This window comes from Paenibacillus sp. MT86 (genome assembly GCF_058792535.1).
Genome location: NZ_CM179499.1, coordinates 4,863,483 through 4,881,984, shown reverse-complemented (window position 1 = coordinate 4,881,984; position 18,502 = coordinate 4,863,483). Strand labels below are relative to the sequence as shown.

Here is an 18,502-nt window from a genome sequence, read left to right as displayed (position 1 = left end):
AAAAAGAAGCAGCAAGACGCTGCTCCTCCCATCGTTTCATTAGTTGCGCTGCAATAACAGGTAACCGCTAATGTTGGATGTTCTTTGACGAAATACGATTTTGAAACCTACATCATGATCCTGCAAGCAGGCCAAGGCGGTTCTAAGCAATGCATTCGGCGTCAAATCAGCCCGGCAAGGTGAAGCATTGCCGATGACGCGGGCAGCAACAATTCTGCGAGGAGAACCCGCAACCAGAGGATTTCTGGACCAGCTGATTAATACTAAATCTGGTTGAGGAACAGCAGTGATACGACCCATTCAAATCACCTCTTATACTATAGTAGAGTCAGTATAATAAATGATCATCTGATATGAAGTGTGCGCAGCAAAAGGCGGAGTTTTTCTAAAACAGGGTTGACGCCGATGATAGCTCTTCTGCATGAGGAGATCGAATTCAGAAATAGTTCTAGCGGATCGGTGGACGTGGAGACAAAAGGCATTGAGGAATTTCGGGAAATAGCCGAACGGTCCAAGTCGTTATTCTCCCACCGTTGTCAGACTATCGTTGGTTCTTCGTTTGAAGATGGCAAGGTTCAGATTGAGATTGACTACGAGGGTATCCTCGCTAAGGATCTACCTAACGGTATGAAGGCCGGGGAGAAGATTCATATGAAGGGAAAGTCCGTATTCGCGTTTAAAAACGGTAGGATCGCCGTGATAGAAGATTATAGTTGATAAGGTTAGAAGTATTTAGGAAAAGTTTATCTAAAGTCATTTAATCCCGGAAATAGGGTTTCTTTATATGGTATTATTTGGGTTAATGCATGCTCGCTTGGGGGGGCCATGATATGGACATGGAGTTGAAGCCGGTTGACCGAAAGAACTGGGAAGAAGCATTGGCAATGCAGGTTTCGGTCCAACAGCAGGGGTTTGTACCGGCGGTAGCCGTATCTCTCGCCAAGATCTACATCAAACCGGACGGTGATGAAGTCGAATACCTTCCCTTTGCGATATACGTGGGGAACCGAATGGTTGGATTTATCATGCATGCCTATGTGATGAATTCATCCGATATGTATTGGATTAACGGCTTTTTAATAGATGCGGGGGAACAGGGTAAGGGATATGGCAAAGCAGCTTTACTCCAGATGATTACATGGATCCAAAGCCAATTTACGCAATGCGAGGAAATACGCCTGACCGTGCATAAGGATAACCGGACAGCGAAAAATTTGTACAGCAATCTAGGTTTTGTTGAAACGGGTAACTGGTTCGGCGATGAGGAAGTTATGAAGCTGAATGTTCAATCCAAGCAAGAGGTTAAGAGAAGGGGGAGTGACCCATTGTCGCAAATCAACATCAATCGAAGCAGCCCGGAAGAAGCGCTTGCGGTACGGACAAACCTGATTCAATTTAATGCACGGTTTATCGCAGAAGATTTGCAGCAGAATTACGAGGAGATCAACTTACATATAAAAGATGAGCAAGGAGAGATCGCAGGCGGCATCAACAGTGTATTTTGCTGGAATTGGATTGAGGTCGATATTCTGTGGATCGATGATCGATATCGAGGGCGGGGATATGGCTCAAGATTACTACAAGAGATTGAGACGATCGCAAAAGAAAAGCAATGCACCTTCATCAAGCTCAATACCTTCAGCTTTCAGGCGCCGGCATTCTACCGTAAACATGGATTTCAAGAGATAACTCGCATTGACGATGCCCCAAGGGGTCATCAGCACTATTATTTTGTTAAACATTTGGCGTAAACTAGTGTGATATCATCAACGATTCGAAGGAGCTTGACATGATTAGACTGCAGCCTGTAGATAAGGATAATTGGACCGAATGCATTAAACTGAAAGCGAAACCGGAGCAAGAAGGCTTCATTGCCTCCAATCTGTATTCGATTGCCCAGTATCAATTTCTCGAACAATTTGAAGCGATGGCCATTTATGATGATCAGACGATGGTCGGGTTCGCGTTATATGGCTTGGACGCCGATGACGGCAACTATTGGATTTACCGTTTCATGATCGACGGGAATTTCCAAGGAAAGGGCTACGGGAAAGAGGCTTTGCGATACATCGTTGAAGAAATCCGAAACAAGCATGACCGGACAGATGTCCTTATGCTAAGTTTTGATCCGAAGAACGAACGGGCCAGACAGTTGTACATCAGAGCGGGTTTTGAGGAAATCGGCGTTATGCCGTGGTCGGGTGGTGAATCCGTAGCGAAGCTGGGGCTCTGAGACATCAACTTAGTGGTGTTCGAAAAAAGCGTGATGGGACGACAAGCATTGTATGACAAAAAAGGGAGTGCATACTGTATGCAACAGTTATGCACTCCCTTGTGTCATTTTAATTGGAGATTGGGTTCATACCATACGGCTTGGGTAAAGTCCTGGAACGTATCAGCGTAATAATACATAACTTCAATGTTGTTATTTTCGCCGGTTGCTTTTTGACCCTTGCTTCGGATAATGGGGATGAATTCCGCATAGTATGCGCCATTCAAGGGGATTCGAACAGGCTGCTTAGGGTTGCTCAACTGCTCGTAAGTATAATAGGATGGCTCCCCGTTCACGTTGATCTGCAGGTCGATTTTCTCCGAAGCCTTCAAGGCCAGATAGAATTCCGGCAGGGCATCGGAATTCACCAAAGCAAAGTCATAAACCGGACTTTGTCCGTGTCCTGATGGGGAACCCGCATAGATAAAGTTTCTTGTGCCATTCGGAATGAGATCATCCGGCGATGGTTCCCGAACATAGCTGCCGCCATCAAAATAGTCGTAAATTCGATGCAGGACGACCGCCGTTTCGGCTAACGTTACCTTTTGATTCGGGCGAAAATAGCCTTTGGCGTCGGGTTTCATGATGCCGGCCTCGGCAAAGCCGAGCAGTGCATAGGCTTTGACGTAATCCAGATCGGAGGCTAAGGAAGGCCCGTATTTTTTGTCTTGCATCAATCCGATTTCGGGTGCCAGTGGCTGATAGGCATACTTCCATTTGTCATAATGCTTGTAGGAATTGAAATATCTTTTGGGCAGGTCTTTAATCGCCCGCAATCTCGCGATATCCTCACCGTCCGATAACTCCAAGGAATAACCAATATCATCGAACAGCGCATTCAGCGTAATCAACAAGTCCCAGCGTGTTAACACTTTCTCCGGTATATACTTGAAGGTTTCATCGTCGTAATTGATTCTGTCTGCGGCTCCGATTAATCCGTTCGGCGCCGAAGGTATGCTGCCGTAAACATCCTTAAAAATCTGGTAGGATGGGTGCCCGTTAGGGACGCCGGGAATGTTGAACTTCTTATCGGCATCGACTCGGAAATCGGTAAACAGCCGGTGAACCATAAGGGTAAGATCGGCTTTGGTCACCATCCTGCCTAACGTTTTTGTCCGATACTCCATGTTCTCAAAAACCCCATGGGATCTAAGGAAGTCAATGGACTCATTGGCCCATGCATACTTGGCTTGACCAGATTCCGCCGCACTTGCCACGGATGTCATGCAAAACGATAAAATAAGGGTTAAAGATAATAATTGACGCCACCTTTTTAAAAACATGAAATCCTCCTGTATGTATCGATAGATTGGATGAATATTCCTCCATTGTAGACGACAAATTATGACAATAGCAATGCTTTTTTAGTCCTCCTTACCTATTGAAAAAAAGAGTCGGTTTGCATTGTTTTTGATCCGAAGCGTATTGGACGCGAAGACGAATGCCGGGGAAATCGATTAAAAGTGGATGATTTTCGACGGGTAATTTCAATGTAACCGTTGACATTGCGGAACAAAATGGTAATATTTTAAGACATTAGCAATAAGCGGTTGATTCGTTGATTCGGTACCTGTTGGCATGCACAAGATCATGTAACGACAGGGTTGTGCCATCTTGGATTGTGAATGCAGTACAGCCTATCACGGAGGGGGGAACGCATGGGAATCGACTGGTATGACATGATCGCGCGCAGGAATGGCGGCTATAGAGGAAGAGCGGTGTGTACCGTAGTCGGAAGATCGGCGGAAGAAGTGTTTGAGGAGCGGCTGGTGGAGATGCTGCCGCAGTATCATTCCGTGCTGGACGCAGGCTGCGGGCATGGCGAGTTCACGCTTCGGATGTCCAGACATGCTGAGAAAATCGTTGGCTTTGACAATTCCGCGGAGATGATTCGAATCTCCCAATCATTGCTCGACAGCAGCGGAACCCGGAATGTGGAATTCGTGTTTGCCACGACGAAGACACAGATGCCTTTTCAAGACGGGCAATTCGACCTTATCTATGACCGCAGAGGACCTACCTCCATCCTGGAACATCCCAGGATATTAGCTTCAGGCGGCACCATCTTCGGGATACATACCGATGTGACTCACGTTCGAAGGCGATTGTCGGAGAATGGCTACATGAATGTCGAGATTGAGGAGTATAATGAAGCGATTATGTACTTCCCGAATGCCCACGAATTTGCATTAAACCTGTCGGATACGCCAGGCAATCCCGATTATACTTTACCGGAAATGAAGGGTGAGCTCGAGGCCAGGATACGGGAGAACCAGATCGACGGCCAGCTTGGAGTTCGCGAGCACAAATATATCTGGAAAGCGATGAAGGCGTGAATCAAGGATCTTTTATCATACCGAATAAGGAGTGTGCGATATGGATCATGAGTTCAACCGGAAGTGGCTGGAGGACAAATTTGAAAACATCCGCAGCCGTATCTTGAAAGCGTTGGTGCAGTTAAACGATGAGCAAGTGAATTGGCGGCCCAATCATTCCAGTCTGAGCATATCTACGTTGATCAGGCACATCGAAGGCAACATTCAAGAACGGGTCATGAAAGGGATATTGCAACAAGACGTTGCCCCGCGAAACCGGGAGCAGGAGTTGACCCAGGTATTTGTCAGCCGGGATGATCTGATCCAGATTGTGAAGAATCGGTTCCAGTTCCTGATCGATACGGTAAAATCCATGTCGAGTCAGGACTTTGAAGGGGTTCAATCGGTCCGGGGAAAAGAACGGAGCAATCTCGACATCCTGCATCAGTGCGCTACGCATTATTCGGAGCATATGGGTCAAATTTTTTATATCGCCAAGCAGTGTTTGACGGTTCAATATAAAACCACATCGATCTAATGAACGAGCCCCCCTTAGATGGCGTTTCCAGCTAAAGGGGCCTTTTTTCGGTACAATTATATAGACAAGTGCACAAGATTAATTCAGGGAAGGCGTTACGCTGGCTTTCAGCACATTCCCGCTGGTGGTCCAGTTCACATGGGCTCCGAGCAGGGATTGTTTTGATGGGAATCATGGTTATGCCATTCTTCATGATGGCCGCTTCGCTGTTGTACACCGCCTTGCCATCCATTTCATAGATTGACTGTCCGATCGGGACGGTTAAGTTTTTGCCCGGGGCGGTTGCTAAGGCCGCATGCCGTTTAGGGTCCCACTCCACTTCATATCCCAAACCTTCAGCGAGCGGACGGAGGGGAACATAGAACTCATCCCCGATGATGGAGGAGCCTAGTGCCGAGCCGTTGATGGCGATCGACAGCTTAAGATTGTTGATAAAATGCCGCTTATGAATCAGCGCATGTATACCTTTGGTTTTGTCCACTACTTGGGAGACCTCGTAGTCCGTAGCCGCACTCATGTAGGCGTAGGCCGTTGCGCGATCCATGCCCAGCTTCTCATTCAAGAAGCCAAGGGCTTCGCGCACCGCTTCCTTCATGGCCTCATCCAGATCGGGGTCGAGACCGACGGGAATCCAGTAATCCTCCGTTTCGGCAAAAGGCTGCTTGAGCTCTGCACGCGGCAAGGATGGATCGCCAGCTTTCAGCACCGTCAACCGGAAGGTACCGCGAAGGGAGGCCTCCATTGCGGTCAAGGCAACCTCGCCGTCTCCCTGTGCAAAATGAGGATCGCCGGTATAGAAGAGCCCGCCTTTTACCTGAATCGGAAGATACAGTGTAGATCCGACGCCAAGCTCATTGATATCGATATTGCCTCCGGTTTCGATCGGCGGGACGCTGCTAACTTTTTCACTGGTATCCGGTGCGACGCCCATAAGTCCCATAAAAGGCTTGAGCGGGAAGCGGACATGCCCGCCCTGTTCAACGGGAAGCACGCCATAGAGTTTACCGTTGATTTCTTCTACCGGCGTGAATTTGGAAATATTTTGGTATAACTCCGGATTTGCTGCGCTTGCTCCTTCCTTGCGCCCTTCATTCTCGGGATATTCGCCGGGAAGGGCACCCTTATAATGCCGGTTGGATATGACGCCGTAGGGAACCCGGGGGGTGAGAGAAAGAACCTCGACCTTCAACACGTCTCCAGGTTCTGCTCCCTGGATTCCGATCGGTCCCGTTACGACATGCGGTCCATCGTTGTCAAAATCATGCTGCAGCTCAGAGGCAGCAACCGCTTTAGCGTCATCTAGCACTTGATCCGGCCGGATGCCGAAGGAAGCAAAGTACTTCTCCGGATCCCTTCCCTGGTCTTCAAGGATGCCTTCATGGGATATCGTATCAAACGTGACGGTGCTGCCGGAGGTAACGGTCATGATGGATTTGCTGTCCCGATTCGGTAGATGCCCCCAACTGATATTCTCTACGGTGCTGGGGACATAATAATCGGCTCCGAGTTGCTCATTGCTGGTGGATTGCAGGATGGGAAACGAATCGAGGGCAGCGGCTTGCGCGGGTACAGCGGCGAACAAGGAAATCGTACATAAAGCTGCGGTGATGGAATGAAAGCGAGTATTCCTTTTCCTTGATGACATATTATCTCCCCCATATCCTGTGCATATTATCAATCTAGCAGCATTATACATGGAGAAGGATAAGTTTAACAATATTTATGTTATGTTATATGACATGAAAAGATGAAATTAATTACATAGAACTAGATTTCTGAGGGTGAATACCTAAAAAACCTTCCACGCACCATGAGCCTGAGTCATGGCATGTGGAAGGTTTATCTGTTTTTTTGGAGTATGAAGCTTACGGCTGACCAGGGGAAGGGCGCTGAAATGTGTCTTTTTTCTTCATAATGCTCATCAGCGGCGCAGGCTCCTGATAGGTGATCGATTCGTTCACTCCGGCATCCAGCTGTCCGTTATTAAACTGGACCCCTACGAGATGCGTGCCGGATGGCGATGAAATACCCAAGGAACGTCCGCTGGTGGAGGTTCCGTTCAGGCCCTGATTGTTGCCCGGCGTGAAGACGGCAAGCACCTGAGACGGTAAGAGCTCATCCCCTTCGGCATGATAGTTGGCAAGGAACTGCTCCAAGCTCAGGTCATAACAGCAAGGCTGCTTCTTGATCCAGACCACCTTGGTTTCATTCGGGCCGATAAGGGTGTTGGTGCTGTAGCGATCCTTCGTAATGGTCCAGCGGTTGGACTTGGATTTGTCGAACGGAAGGGCAGGGTCGTAATAGTAGTAGATTTGATACCCTTCCAGGTCGATTTCCCGGTTCGTGGGGTTATAGATCTCCACATAATTGTAATTCCCTTGCTCGTTCGAGTTGGCGACCACTTCGGTGATATGCAGAGCCGTGGTCAAGGGCTGCTTGGGCACCGTTTCTCCGGTGGTTTTGTTGGATTGTTGCAGGGTGCCCTCCATCATGACGGGATAATGATCGCTAGGGTATTGGTCGTCTTCCTTGTAGTTGATAATCTCGCTGTGCAGGACATTCCAACCTTGGCCGTGCAAAATCCAGTCGATCCGGTTTCCGCTGCCGCCGCCCGTAGGGTCCTTGTAGTTATGGAAGGTTCCCAGATCATCGTTGGTTCGCTTCTTGGCCGTGACATGCGCATCCGACAACCCGTTGCTTGTAAAAATCGAATACGTATCGCTCCCCGGAAGCGTGTTGAAATCGCCGGTGATTACAACGGGGATATCCGGGTCAAATGCCTTCATCTTATCAACGATAAGTGCCGCACTCTTCTGCCGGGAAACCTCGGATTGATGATCCAGATGCGTGTTCACCATATAGAAGGTTTTGCCGTTTCGAAGATCCTGAAAGCGAACCCAGGTTGCCATCCGCGGAATTTGGTTGCCCCAGCTGGCCGAGCTGATCGTCTGGGGCGTATCGGACAGCCAAAAGTGAGACTGCTCCAGTGGCCTCAGCCGTTCCGTATTATAAAAAATCGCCATATATTCCCCTAGGCTTCCGCCTTCACGTCCGACTCCGATCCGATCATATCCCGGCAGATCATTCTCCAGATCCACGATTTGCCGGTGAAGTCCTTCCTGCGTTCCAATGACGTCCGGCTGATGCTCCAGGATGAGGTTTCTGGTGACTGGGCGGCGGTTCTCCCAGGGCTGACTGTCATTGGCGGCATACCGCAAGTTGAAGCTCATAACCTTTAAAGGACCCGACGAGGCTTCCGCGGTGCTTCCCATTTCGCCGGAAGCGGATAGCGATGCCGTCGTCAGAAATGTAAGCATCATGAACAGGCTGGTGATTTTGGGGATTCTCATTAAAATTCCTCCTTTGTCATGTGCAAGAATATGTTCCTAATGGATGCTAAGCAGGTCACTTGTCCTCCCTTCCTGATTTGCCCATATCATATCGTATTTTTAGCGGGCTGCGTATTTACATTTTTTTAGGTTTTTGCTGTTGTTTTGGTTATTCGTGGAGGAAAGCCACCTGTGATCCCTCGCGGGTTGATCCATGAAAAGTCCATCAGGCTGTTCGTAATATGTAAACCTAGCTCCGCCTCTCCGGTTGTTTCCGGCTCCGCAGTGGTAGGGAACAAGAATGAGGCCAAGAAGACCATTGTCCTGCAGGCCCCTTTGACCTCAATACCGTCATGAACGTAAATAACGCCTCAAGAAGCACAGGCTTCCGAGTTTTTTGTAACCACCCATTTCAGGTTTTTAAGAATACGCCGAGTTCCCTTACTTTCCCTGTGCCCGATGTGGCCGCCAGCTTTACATACCGGGTGAAATGCGTATTTTGCAGCAGCAACGCTTTTTCCGTTTCCGGCTCGCCGCCTGATTCCCAGAAGAGCATATCAGTAATGCATTGATTGATTTTCCGCATAAAAGCGTTACGGATATCTTGGTCTCCCATATGATGATAAAAAACGGTTAACAGGAGGCCGATCTCATACCGCTGAAGTCTTGATGAAGATTCGAAGCGGTCCGGAAGCAGGTCAAAGTTCACCCTTTCCAGCCGATTCAGCCGCAAAGCCAGATCATAATGCTCAGCCAGCGGCTCCAATCCGGTTACGTGCGCACCTTGGCGGGCGAAATGCCGCGCGTAATATCCGATATTGCAGCCGATATCGATCACTTTCGTGCCGAGAAGAGAACGTGTACCCAAGAAATCCATAATGACATCAAGTCTTGTCGGATAGGCTTGATCGCGCTCGCTCTTCAAATGAAGATAGGAAGGGTGCAGTATGGGGGTATAAATAAGGCTCCGTTGATATCTCTGAAAAGAATCGGCAACCTCTGACAGCCCTTCGATATTCATCCAGTCCATATAATCTTCGCTGGACATTTTGACTTTCATGCTCCGTTTACCTTGGCAATACAAAAAAGTCGACCTGTGATGTCCGTCCCTCAGGTTAAAATAACCTCCTGCGCGATTAAATTTCACCAAAGGCGGGTCTTGGTGAAAAAAAGCGCTATTGGACGACAGATCCACCTTCATCATGTGATACTGGTTTTTCCTAAAGGAGAGGACTTCTTCATCCTGTAAAGGCGGGTCGATTCCCCTGGCGAGAAAGATCTTCTTATACCAATCCAGGTACGCGGACGGGCTGGCTTGTTCGTTCATGAAATATCGGTACAGGCTCTTGTGCGAATCAAAACGCATGATCGGCATATCAGCGGAAAGCTTATGATGTTCGTACCAGCCATCGGTGTAGTTGGGAATATCCTTTTTTCTTTCCTCCGTAATCAGATCCGTGAACAGCAGTTCGATCGGGACATCAACATTTACATACCCGGACATCGCTCAACCTCCAATTTATCGTAGTTTCCTTATTTCGAAGAAAATAAATAGGTAGAAAAATCTCCGATGGGAGTGTTCAGTAGAACATGCTTGCTTCTTGCAATACTGGCATTCAGAAGGGTGACCGGAGAGTTTGACATCATGATCATGGGGCGATGTTCTGGAGCATTCAGTCTTCAATAATATACTCTCTGCCTTATTAGCTTGACCCGACGCGTGACTCTATCTTTAAAAAAGACTTCTAGCAGCGGTGGGCCAAATGCTTGGGAAGGAGAGGCATTCGAGTTGAAGGCTCAACAACGTCGTGCGATTGCGTGTTATGTGCGTTAACGGTAGAATAAGGGGAGTTACCAGATATTTCATCCAAGAACCCTCCTCGTGGTTAACGCCAAAGGCGGGTTCTGTTTATGTAGATCATGTGCAAAGGATTGTGGATATGACGGAAAATGGGATCGTGCTTGTGGTCAGCGTTACCCTCGTACAGGGAGATCAAGTGTTTATTATCCAAGAAAATAAACCTTCGGTTCGGGATACCTGGAACTTCCCGGGAGGGCGCATCGAGCCTGGGGAAACGATGTTTGAGGCGGCTATTAGAGAAGTGAAGGAAGAAACAGGGTATGAAGTACAACTGACGGGCACAACAGGGGTTTATCAGTTCATCAGCAGTTTGAATTACCATGTCGTCATGTTTCATTTTACCGGAATCGTGACGGGGGGCTCGCTTGAGTTGGGTGCTGACGAGATCAAGGATTGCCGCTGGGTCACGCTGCCTGATATCTTCGCGGATGACAGCATGATATTCCGGGATGCCGAAGTTATGAGGCGGATTGTGGAGAGCCTCGAAAAAGGCGTACAGCACCCGCTTGCGCTGTTTCATCCGTCTTAACGCTTCTAACTTCGGGGGCATCGCATAATCATAATTCTTAGCGGTGTTATGGAAACCGGAAATACACATGCTGCTTTCCGTATTATCCGGTGTATTGTTTATTCGATCTATCTGCGACTAGAAACATATGAAGGGTACGATGATGTATTGAGGAGGTAAGGAAGTGGTGGTCAGCATCCGTTATCCCCTGGGCTCCTTTGAGCCATTGGTGGAGCCAACTTTGGAGGACAGACAGAAGTTTATGCAGCAGATCCCTTCAATCGTACCGACGCTTCGGCAAATCATCATGAAGTGTCCTCTTTCCCAGCTGCACATGCCATACCGTGAAGGTGGCTGGAGCATTCAGCAAATCGTGCACCACCTCGCCGATAACGACATGAACGCTTACTTGCGATTCAAACGGGCATTGACCGAGGATGAGCCGCTGGCAAGCTCGTACCGGGAGGATTTATGGGCTGAGCTGAGCGATTACACGGAAGTTCCCGTGGAGAACTCGCTCTCGCTTCTGGAAACACTCCATTTTCGTTTTCTTATCCTGCTTAAGGATCTACATCCCGAGGATTTCAAAAGAACCATGAGAACCCAAGTGCTCGGCAGCTTTACCCTGGACATTGCCCTGCAGCGATTCGTATGGCACAACCAGCATCATATCGCACAGATTAGATCCATAGCGAACCTCGAAACTGTGAAGTTACATAAGGAGTGAGCCCATATGAGCTGGAGATCCAGGCAGAAGAAGGTAGATTCTAAGCCTTCCATGTCAGCATGAAGAACAAAACCAAAGGAGCGTAAAGCCATGGGAATGTCGGATTACTATAAAGATTTGAGAGACAAGATCGGAGATCAGCTGATATTCATGCCGTCCGTTGCAGGCATTATCCGAAATGATCAGGATGATATTTTGTTCGGAAGAAAGCATCAGGAAGAATTATGGGGCCTTGTAGCAGGTGCCATCGAGCTGGGTGAGTCGCCGGCGGAGGCGATGATTCGCGAGGCGAAGGAAGAGACGGGGCTTGATATCAATCCTGAGCGAATCATTGGGGTGTATGGCGGAAAAGAACGCCGATATACATACAGCAATGGGCACCAAGTGGAGTACCTGACCATTGTGTTCGAGTGCAGCGTTGTGAGCGGTGAGCTGGACCCGGAGAATGACGAGTTTGCGGAGCTGGCGTTCTATCCGGAGGATCAGCGGCCACAGACGGCTTTGAAATATCCGGAACCTATCTTCATCAAGGGAAATGGAGAGAGAGCCCATTTTTAATAGAAAGCAGGCGCCTATGACAGTAAAAGCGATCATCTTCGATCTGGATGAGACATTAACGGACAGAAGGGCAGCGATTAACACGTTCATCAAGCGGTTGATTGCCAGGTACTTTCCCGATTCCGATGAAGCTGCCCAAATGATGATAGCCAAGCGATTCAAGGAAGCGGATCATAACGGCTATCGGGATAAGCGCGAAGTGTATGAGATGCTGGTCGAGCAGCTTCCGTGGGTGAATCCCCCGAAGGCGGATGAATACCTGTCATTTTTCAGAGGGGAAATCGCCAGTTGTATCCAGCCGATGGATCAGCTGGTTTCCATCCTGCGCGAGTTTAAGACTTGGGGACTTAAGCTTGGCATTATCACCAATGGAACCGTTCAAGTCCAAGAGGGCAAGATCCATCAGCTGGGGATTCGCGAATACTTCGATTCTATCGTGATCTCCGAAGAGGCTGGCGTCAAAAAGCCGGAGCCGGCAATCTTTACGAGAGCTCTGAACCAACTTCACGTGACGCCATCAGAAACATGGTACGTCGGAGACCATCCGCATAACGATATAATCGGGGCCGCACAATGCGGTATCAAAGCCATCTGGTATACAAGAGACGGGAGATGGGACGACTCTTTGGACGTGAAGCCATACAGGACCATACATAAGCTGGAACAATTGATCCCTATATATGCCGAACACCATGAAGGCAAGTGCATAAGATAAATTTTATGTCATTGGAGGTGCAGGCATTGAAGCGATTCAAAAGCAATCATGGACAAAAGCTCGTCTATGCATCCTACGACCGCCTGCTGTCAGCGTGGACGGTACCGTATGAGCAGCATAATATTTCTACTTCCTACGGTATGACCCACGTTATAACAGTAGGTTCTTCGGATCTTCCTCCGCTGCTGCTACTGCATGGAACGGGCGATAACGTCGCCATGATGTGGATATATAACGTGGAGGAGCTATCCCGTAACTTTCATATCATCGCGGTGGACAACATCGGAGGGTCCGGGAAGAGCGAGCCGAACGACAAGTATGCTCGCGAATTCAATCAGGCAACATGGTTGGACGAGGTCCTTGAGGCAATGAACGTGGACGCTGTCTATATCGCGGGCGTATCCTACGGAGCTTATCTGGCCTATCATTACGCCATCGTCAGACCGGATCGTGTGAACAAGATTGTATGTTTGGCTGGAAGCATTGCCGGAAGCCAGTTAGAAGTGATGAGCAAAATGATGCGGGCTTTTCTGCCGGAAGCCTTATTCCCTTCGGAACGGAATGTGCGTTCATTGCTTCGTAAGCTGTGCGGTACCCATGCAGATGCATTTGAGAACAACCCGGAGCTTATGCAGCACTGGTTCTACTTGCTGAAGTACTTCAACAATCGCTCCATGATGAAGCATGCGATTACGATCCATTCGCCTGCCGACATTCAGGCTATTCGCAGCAAGTCCATGTTCGTTATTGGCGAGCGGGATTTGCTTAGTCATTATCCGAAAGCGGTTGCCAGATTGGAGACGAACGGGATGCGCTACCGCATCGTTAACGGGGCGGGTCACGCCATTAACCATGAGATGCCGGAGCTCGTTCATGAAGAGATTATAGGCTTTTGCAAGGAAGCTTGAGCGAGGTGTGCCGATATGAAAATGAGACGTTTTGCCGCTTTAATCATCATTGCGCTTGCCTTGCTAGGCGTGGTTCTATTCGGCAATATGATGACGCCTCGACCTGGCAGCAGCTCCGGAAACGGCAATCCTGCCATCCTGCTGCTCATCCCTTTAAGCATTCTTTTTCTTATGTTGGTCTATCAATGGATTCGTATTTTTAAAGATCTGAAGATGCCTCTCAGCTGGTTAAGCCTCGTGATCTTAGCTCTGGCTGGCTATATCACAGCGGGTTATGCATATCAGCTTCATCGACTCGAAATCTATAGAGAAATCCTAGCCGAGGCTTTCCAATTGAGGTGGGGCCAAACGGACTGGGATCACATCGAATCGATAACGTCCGGCGGACTCCTTTCGATACATATGAACAATCAATTTTTCAATTGGAACACGTATTTTATGATGATTGCCTTCTCGCTGCTGCTGTGCTTCATGTACAAACTGATACAGCACATCATGAACAGAAGACAAGGAACATCCGCGGAGAATTAATTCCGTAAGCGGGCTGGATAGGGGGACAAATTGTGTCTATTGATGAAATTTACGACAAGCAGGCTCAAGCCTATGAGGCCATGGTTAGCAGACAGCCTGATTTATCTGGACTTATCCACAGGGTCAAACCGTACGAAGGACTGGATGTCCTTGATTTGGGGGCAGGATCAGGCCGATTATCCATGCTGCTTGCCGCCGACGCTAGATCATTGATCTGTACCGACATATCGCAACCCATGCTTGATATTTTGGACGATAAATGCTCTGAAGCTTTAGATGCTCGCAATTGGACCTCCATGGTTGCTGATCATCGCAATCTCCCGGTTGCTTCATCGAGTGTAGATCTGATTGTATCGGGCTGGAGCATTAGTTATCTGGCCGATTCCAGCCACGAGGAATGGCGTGAGAATCTTGAACTTGTGATGTCGGAGCTGCATCGAGTTTTGAGACCCGGGGGGACGATCTTGATACTGGAAACGATGGGAACCGGAACGGAGACGCCGAATCCTCCCGACTTCCTAACCGGTTATTACGCTCAATTGGAGCAGCAATACGGATTCAGCCATCAGTGGATTCGGACCGATTATGTTTTTGATACGGTAGAGGAGGCATTGCTAAACACAGGCTTCTTTTTCGGTGAAGAGTTAACGGACAAGATCATAGCGAACCAATGGTCAACGGTGCCGGAGTGCGCGGGGGTCTGGTGGAAGCATGTTTAACTAGGAGGTGACGCGGCCACGTGGAGCTTCTAATCTATGTCGCGTTGTTCATCCTGAATATTCCGATCTATAAGTGGATCTTTAGACGGATATTCGATGACGTGGATGATCTGAAGCAGTCGGTGAAGTATTCGTTAACGCCGGATATTATCTCCTTGTTCCGCAGACGTTTTTGGAAGGATCAGTTCGGGGAGCTCAAGCTGTCCGTTTTCTATTTTTGTTGTTTACTGATCTTCGTCATGGAGTGCGTGGTCGTGGCGAAGGTGATTGGCGTGATCTTTCGATGAGTTAGCAATGCTTTAGATCAGTGGCTATCGTGGGTCATTCCGCAAGGTTGGTCTTCTTATGTCAAGAATAACGGCTAGGTAACTTTAGGTATGAATAGGTCTGACGAAGGGCGCCTATAGCAGGTGTCCTTTTTTAATCTGCAATCATGCACATAAAACCACACGATTCGACGGCAATCCAAAATTTCCATTTGGTTCAAATGGCTGATGGTGGGAATTACGCTATGTATGGCACAGTATTACCAAGTCACATATGAAACCGCATTCATGAACCAGTATCCAAGTCGGGAGGGAAATGAATGAAACGAAACAGAAGGCAAGGGATTGCCGCAGTTATTGCAGTATGGATAGTACTGTTATGGCTGCCGACAGCCGAGGCGGCCAAAGACCAGCCTGAATTGCGAAACCTCGCTGCAGGTATCGGGTACACATGGTCGGAGCAGCCGGAACCAAGCTATGGGGATGCGGGGAATAAGTTAACGGACGGGAAGTACGGTTCGACGCTCTTCACGGATCCGGCATGGACAGGACATCTCCGCAAGTCCACGCGCAGCGTCATCTTCGACCTAGGGGAGAAGAAATCGATCGCTCGGATTCAAGCGCATTTCCTCCAAGATTCTTCGGTCGGAATTGCCTATCCGAACACGGTGTCCGTGTATGCGTCCAACGATGACTCGCAGTGGGGAACCCTCGCGCACATCCCTAGCCGTGAAGTGAGATGGGCAGAAGTTCCGGCAGGCGCTCAAAACTATATCTGGGACGGCAGCGAGGATGGGTTGGTTCAGCATCACCCCAATGCGACAATGGCCTATGCCCAATATGTCAAAGTTACATTTACCACCGATGTGTTCGTGTTTTTGGATGAGATCGAGATCTGGGGGACGGATGGCAAATTGAACAAAGCCAAGCAGGTATCTGCGGATCGGCTTGCATATCACGAACCTGGGAAAGCAACAGGCGGAATGCGTAATCTCGTGCTATTGAATAACGAGAATGGTCCGAGTGGGGCTGATAGGTGGACGAAAGATAACCTAATCCCTTACGTCAGTTACGTGAATGAACAAGGTGAACCGGAGGATTGGTTGTTCGAGGGGGTGCTGTTCCACAGCGTGTTGTCACCGAGTGGACAGGATTTCACGAAAGGAACTGCTACCTTCGGCGATTGGAAGGGTTATTTAGACCAGATGTTCGCGGATCAGGGCGATCTGCAGCAGTTGAACGAAGCGGTGACCGAAGCGGGCAGGAAACTGGGAGAACGGGGTCATAAGGTGAACGTCGTGTTGATGATGCCGAACCCGGGTGATACCGTGACGGATTTCGGCGATGTGGATGGCGATGGTGCGACTGAGAATTTTAATTCCACCGCCATTGGCGCCGAAGCGGCTTCCGCCAATAAGCAAAAGGCGGTTACCTGGTGGATTCAGCAGCTCAAGCAGCGTTGGAAGGAAGAGAAGTACTCAAATCTGAAGCTGAACGGCATCTATTGGGGCGGCAAAGGCATTAGCATGACCGATCTGAACGAAACGAATGTAATCCAGGCAACGAGTAAGCAAGTGCATAAGCAGGATATGAACTTCTACTGGATTCCAAGCTTCCAAGGCAACCGGAATTATGATTGGAGGTATTTGGGGTTTGACGCCGCGCTGCTAGAGTCGGGCGCTTACGCTTCCGCTATTCCGCAGCGAGTAGAGGATGCCGCGGTCTTAGCGAAGCAATATCAGATGGGAATCGAGCTGGAGTTCGATGAACAGATCAATACCGACACTGATAAGCAGGCACGATACGTCGATTTGCTGAACGGAGGCATTGACTATGGCTATATGAGTCAAGCATTGTTGGCATTCGATCAAGGCCGTACGGCTTCATTACTCCGCAGTGCCAAGAGTACGGACCCGATGGTTCGTCAGAATTACGACCTCATGGTTCAGTTCGTGAAAGGGACGTATGCGAAGCCAAAACCTTGCTCTAAACAGCCGGAAGGTCCCGTGGCTTCGGATGCGACGCAATACGTCGTGAAATGCGGCACCGAAATTACGATTGCTCACAAATACAAAGACCAAAGCGATATGTGGATCGTATTCGACCGTTTTGGTGCGAATAAGCTGGAAGGTCTTAAGGAGTGGCGACTGGCCGAGAATACGGGAACGACTGTGAATCCGGATATGTCTCGTCCATCGACGCTTCTTCAGGCGGATGTATCGGACTGGATTGGGCCCTACGTGGTTAGAGCGAATGCGAACGGAAACGGAAATGCTTGGGATTTCACGGGAGGCAACCACAACTATGATGGCGGCAGCACCAGTTCGCCTACGGGAACGACGGATTCGTTCCGCGTTTGGGCGGACGGTGTGGAAGTAGCTGACGGCACCGTGACGGCGAGCGTTTATACGAAGATCGAAGTGGTCAATCTGATCCAAGCCTATAACACGAAAGAGGCGGATGGTTCCGGAAGACCTGTGCTTAAGGAGACCGTTACGTACGAGATCTCGAACGGCCATATACAGGTCCATAATGAAATCGAGGCGCTGGAAGACATCACGTTCGATACGTATTACGGACTTCAGTCGGTGAATGGCGCATGGAACGAAACGGTTCGCTACTTCGCAGGCGATCAGGAAGTTGCTTCAAGCCCTGCGAATATATATAGCGATTCGGGCGCGAAAGCCGTGAAACCGAATGTCGACAGCTATCTACTTAGCTCTAGCGATCAGGGTGGGTTCCAGCACAAACTGCGTGTAAGACTGGATCGACAATATGGGCTAGGAGCTTTGGCAAATCTCGCTGACCATATGCCTGTCATCTTCACGCAGGAATACGGCAAGACCTATTTCTTGCAGATCAAAGGGACGACACCGGAACTAAAGCAAGGAGAGAAGTTCGCATGGCAGGGCAGTTATGATTTTTATGCAGAGAATCCATAACTGTTCTCTGCTTCGGCGCGTGATTGGAATGCAATTTGATGTTCTCTCTATCAAAATCCATACGGAAACAGGTTATCCGGGGTGCTAAGTCGCCCTGCGATAACCTTTTTTTTCTGAACGGGTTATTGTCAGCAATCGGCGGAAAGTGGCCATATTGCATTTTAACAAATCGGTCGCTCCAGATGCGTTATATCCCGATATGGATCGGAAGATCGTTGTATAGTAAGCGCTTTACCCTCGCTTCTATAATGGTAGCAAGCTGTAAAAGGCGCTTGATGCGATAACGGCCTGAATGCAGCATAGATGCACGCAG

19 protein-coding genes and 1 pseudogene are annotated in these 18,502 nt (G+C 48.9%); 15 read left to right on the top strand and 5 right to left on the bottom strand.

From position 1 onward, the window contains the following. Positions 1-39: 39 nt before the first annotated feature. Positions 40-300 carry a hypothetical protein gene (locus AC3RCL_RS21915; protein ID WP_096775918.1) on the bottom strand — a complete coding sequence of 87 codons (261 nt, stop codon included), beginning with the start codon at positions 298-300 and terminating at the stop codon, positions 40-42. Positions 301-405: 105 nt separating this feature from the next. Between AC3RCL_RS21915 and AC3RCL_RS21910 the strand changes: the two genes are divergently transcribed. The 4 genes and pseudogenes from AC3RCL_RS21910 to AC3RCL_RS21895 all read left to right on the top strand — a co-directional run bounded on the left by AC3RCL_RS21910 (position 406) and on the right by AC3RCL_RS21895 (position 2,233). Continuing rightward, positions 406-717 (top strand): nuclear transport factor 2 family protein, encoded by a 312-nt coding sequence (locus tag AC3RCL_RS21910; RefSeq protein ID WP_492531945.1) that lies wholly within the window; start codon positions 406-408, stop codon positions 715-717. 113 nt (positions 718-830) lie between these two features. Next, a pseudogene (locus AC3RCL_RS21905) lies at positions 831-1,280 on the top strand (GNAT family N-acetyltransferase); the annotation flags it as partial. Continuing rightward, positions 1,272-1,751 carry a GNAT family N-acetyltransferase gene (locus AC3RCL_RS21900; protein WP_492536431.1) on the top strand — a complete coding sequence of 160 codons (480 nt, stop codon included), beginning with the start codon at positions 1,272-1,274 and terminating at the stop codon, positions 1,749-1,751. The pseudogene AC3RCL_RS21905 and the gene AC3RCL_RS21900, both read left to right, overlap by 9 nt. A gap of 38 nt (positions 1,752-1,789) precedes the next feature. Then, the gene (locus AC3RCL_RS21895; protein WP_492531943.1) at positions 1,790-2,233 is read left to right on the top strand and encodes a GNAT family N-acetyltransferase; all 444 of its coding nucleotides are present in this window, start codon (positions 1,790-1,792) and stop codon (positions 2,231-2,233) included. Between the two features lie 104 nt (positions 2,234-2,337). Here the strand turns inward: AC3RCL_RS21895 and AC3RCL_RS21890 are convergent, their stop codons facing one another. Next, entirely contained in the window at positions 2,338-3,399 is a 1,062-nt protein-coding gene (locus tag AC3RCL_RS21890) for an S-layer homology domain-containing protein (protein WP_492531941.1), read from the bottom strand. A gap of 531 nt (positions 3,400-3,930) precedes the next feature. Here AC3RCL_RS21890 and AC3RCL_RS21885 point away from each other — a divergent pair. Then, positions 3,931-4,608 (top strand): class I SAM-dependent methyltransferase, encoded by a 678-nt coding sequence (locus tag AC3RCL_RS21885; protein ID WP_492531939.1) that lies wholly within the window; start codon positions 3,931-3,933, stop codon positions 4,606-4,608. A 40-nt stretch (positions 4,609-4,648) separates the two neighbouring features. After that, complete coding sequence (locus tag AC3RCL_RS21880) at positions 4,649-5,125, top strand: DinB family protein (protein WP_492531937.1); 477 nt, start codon at positions 4,649-4,651, stop codon at positions 5,123-5,125. A 31-nt stretch (positions 5,126-5,156) separates the two neighbouring features. Here AC3RCL_RS21880 and AC3RCL_RS21875 read toward each other — a convergent pair whose 3' ends face one another. The 3 genes from AC3RCL_RS21875 to AC3RCL_RS21865 all read right to left on the bottom strand — a co-directional run bounded on the left by AC3RCL_RS21875 (position 5,157) and on the right by AC3RCL_RS21865 (position 9,958). Then, the gene (locus AC3RCL_RS21875) at positions 5,157-6,770 is read right to left on the bottom strand and encodes an acetamidase/formamidase family protein (RefSeq protein ID WP_492531935.1); all 1,614 of its coding nucleotides are present in this window, start codon (positions 6,768-6,770) and stop codon (positions 5,157-5,159) included. A gap of 220 nt (positions 6,771-6,990) precedes the next feature. Continuing rightward, positions 6,991-8,475 (bottom strand): endonuclease/exonuclease/phosphatase family protein, encoded by a 1,485-nt coding sequence (locus AC3RCL_RS21870; protein WP_492531933.1) that lies wholly within the window; start codon positions 8,473-8,475, stop codon positions 6,991-6,993. Positions 8,476-8,866: 391 nt separating this feature from the next. Beyond that, a complete protein-coding gene (locus AC3RCL_RS21865) occupies positions 8,867-9,958 on the bottom strand; it encodes a class I SAM-dependent methyltransferase (protein ID WP_492531931.1) in 1,092 nt (363 codons plus the stop codon). Between the two features lie 436 nt (positions 9,959-10,394). Here AC3RCL_RS21865 and AC3RCL_RS21860 point away from each other — a divergent pair, with 436 nt between their 5' ends. The 9 genes from AC3RCL_RS21860 (at position 10,395) to AC3RCL_RS21820 (ending at position 18,189) form a co-directional block, all read left to right on the top strand. Then, the gene (locus AC3RCL_RS21860) at positions 10,395-10,844 is read left to right on the top strand and encodes an NUDIX domain-containing protein (protein WP_192571158.1); all 450 of its coding nucleotides are present in this window, start codon (positions 10,395-10,397) and stop codon (positions 10,842-10,844) included. Between the two features lie 163 nt (positions 10,845-11,007). Then, positions 11,008-11,550: a YfiT family bacillithiol transferase gene (locus tag AC3RCL_RS21855; protein ID WP_015736525.1), complete on the top strand. Its 543-nt coding sequence runs from the start codon at positions 11,008-11,010 to the stop codon at positions 11,548-11,550. Positions 11,551-11,640: 90 nt separating this feature from the next. Continuing rightward, complete coding sequence (locus AC3RCL_RS21850; RefSeq protein WP_096775906.1) at positions 11,641-12,108, top strand: NUDIX domain-containing protein; 468 nt, start codon at positions 11,641-11,643, stop codon at positions 12,106-12,108. A 16-nt stretch (positions 12,109-12,124) separates the two neighbouring features. Beyond that, positions 12,125-12,823: an HAD family hydrolase gene (locus AC3RCL_RS21845; protein ID WP_492531928.1), complete on the top strand. Its 699-nt coding sequence runs from the start codon at positions 12,125-12,127 to the stop codon at positions 12,821-12,823. A 26-nt stretch (positions 12,824-12,849) separates the two neighbouring features. After that, positions 12,850-13,731, top strand: a complete 882-nt coding sequence (locus AC3RCL_RS21840; RefSeq protein WP_492531926.1) for an alpha/beta fold hydrolase — start codon at positions 12,850-12,852, stop codon at positions 13,729-13,731. Positions 13,732-13,746: 15 nt separating this feature from the next. After that, positions 13,747-14,262: a hypothetical protein gene (locus AC3RCL_RS21835; protein ID WP_096775903.1), complete on the top strand. Its 516-nt coding sequence runs from the start codon at positions 13,747-13,749 to the stop codon at positions 14,260-14,262. Positions 14,263-14,294: 32 nt separating this feature from the next. Continuing rightward, the gene (locus tag AC3RCL_RS21830) at positions 14,295-14,981 is read left to right on the top strand and encodes a class I SAM-dependent methyltransferase (RefSeq protein ID WP_492531924.1); all 687 of its coding nucleotides are present in this window, start codon (positions 14,295-14,297) and stop codon (positions 14,979-14,981) included. Between the two features lie 20 nt (positions 14,982-15,001). Continuing rightward, entirely contained in the window at positions 15,002-15,268 is a 267-nt protein-coding gene (locus AC3RCL_RS21825; RefSeq protein WP_096775901.1) for a hypothetical protein, read from the top strand. Positions 15,269-15,567: 299 nt separating this feature from the next. Next, the gene (locus tag AC3RCL_RS21820) at positions 15,568-18,189 is read left to right on the top strand and encodes a DUF4855 domain-containing protein (RefSeq protein WP_492531921.1); all 2,622 of its coding nucleotides are present in this window, start codon (positions 15,568-15,570) and stop codon (positions 18,187-18,189) included. The last annotated feature ends 313 nt before the right edge of the window (positions 18,190-18,502 follow it).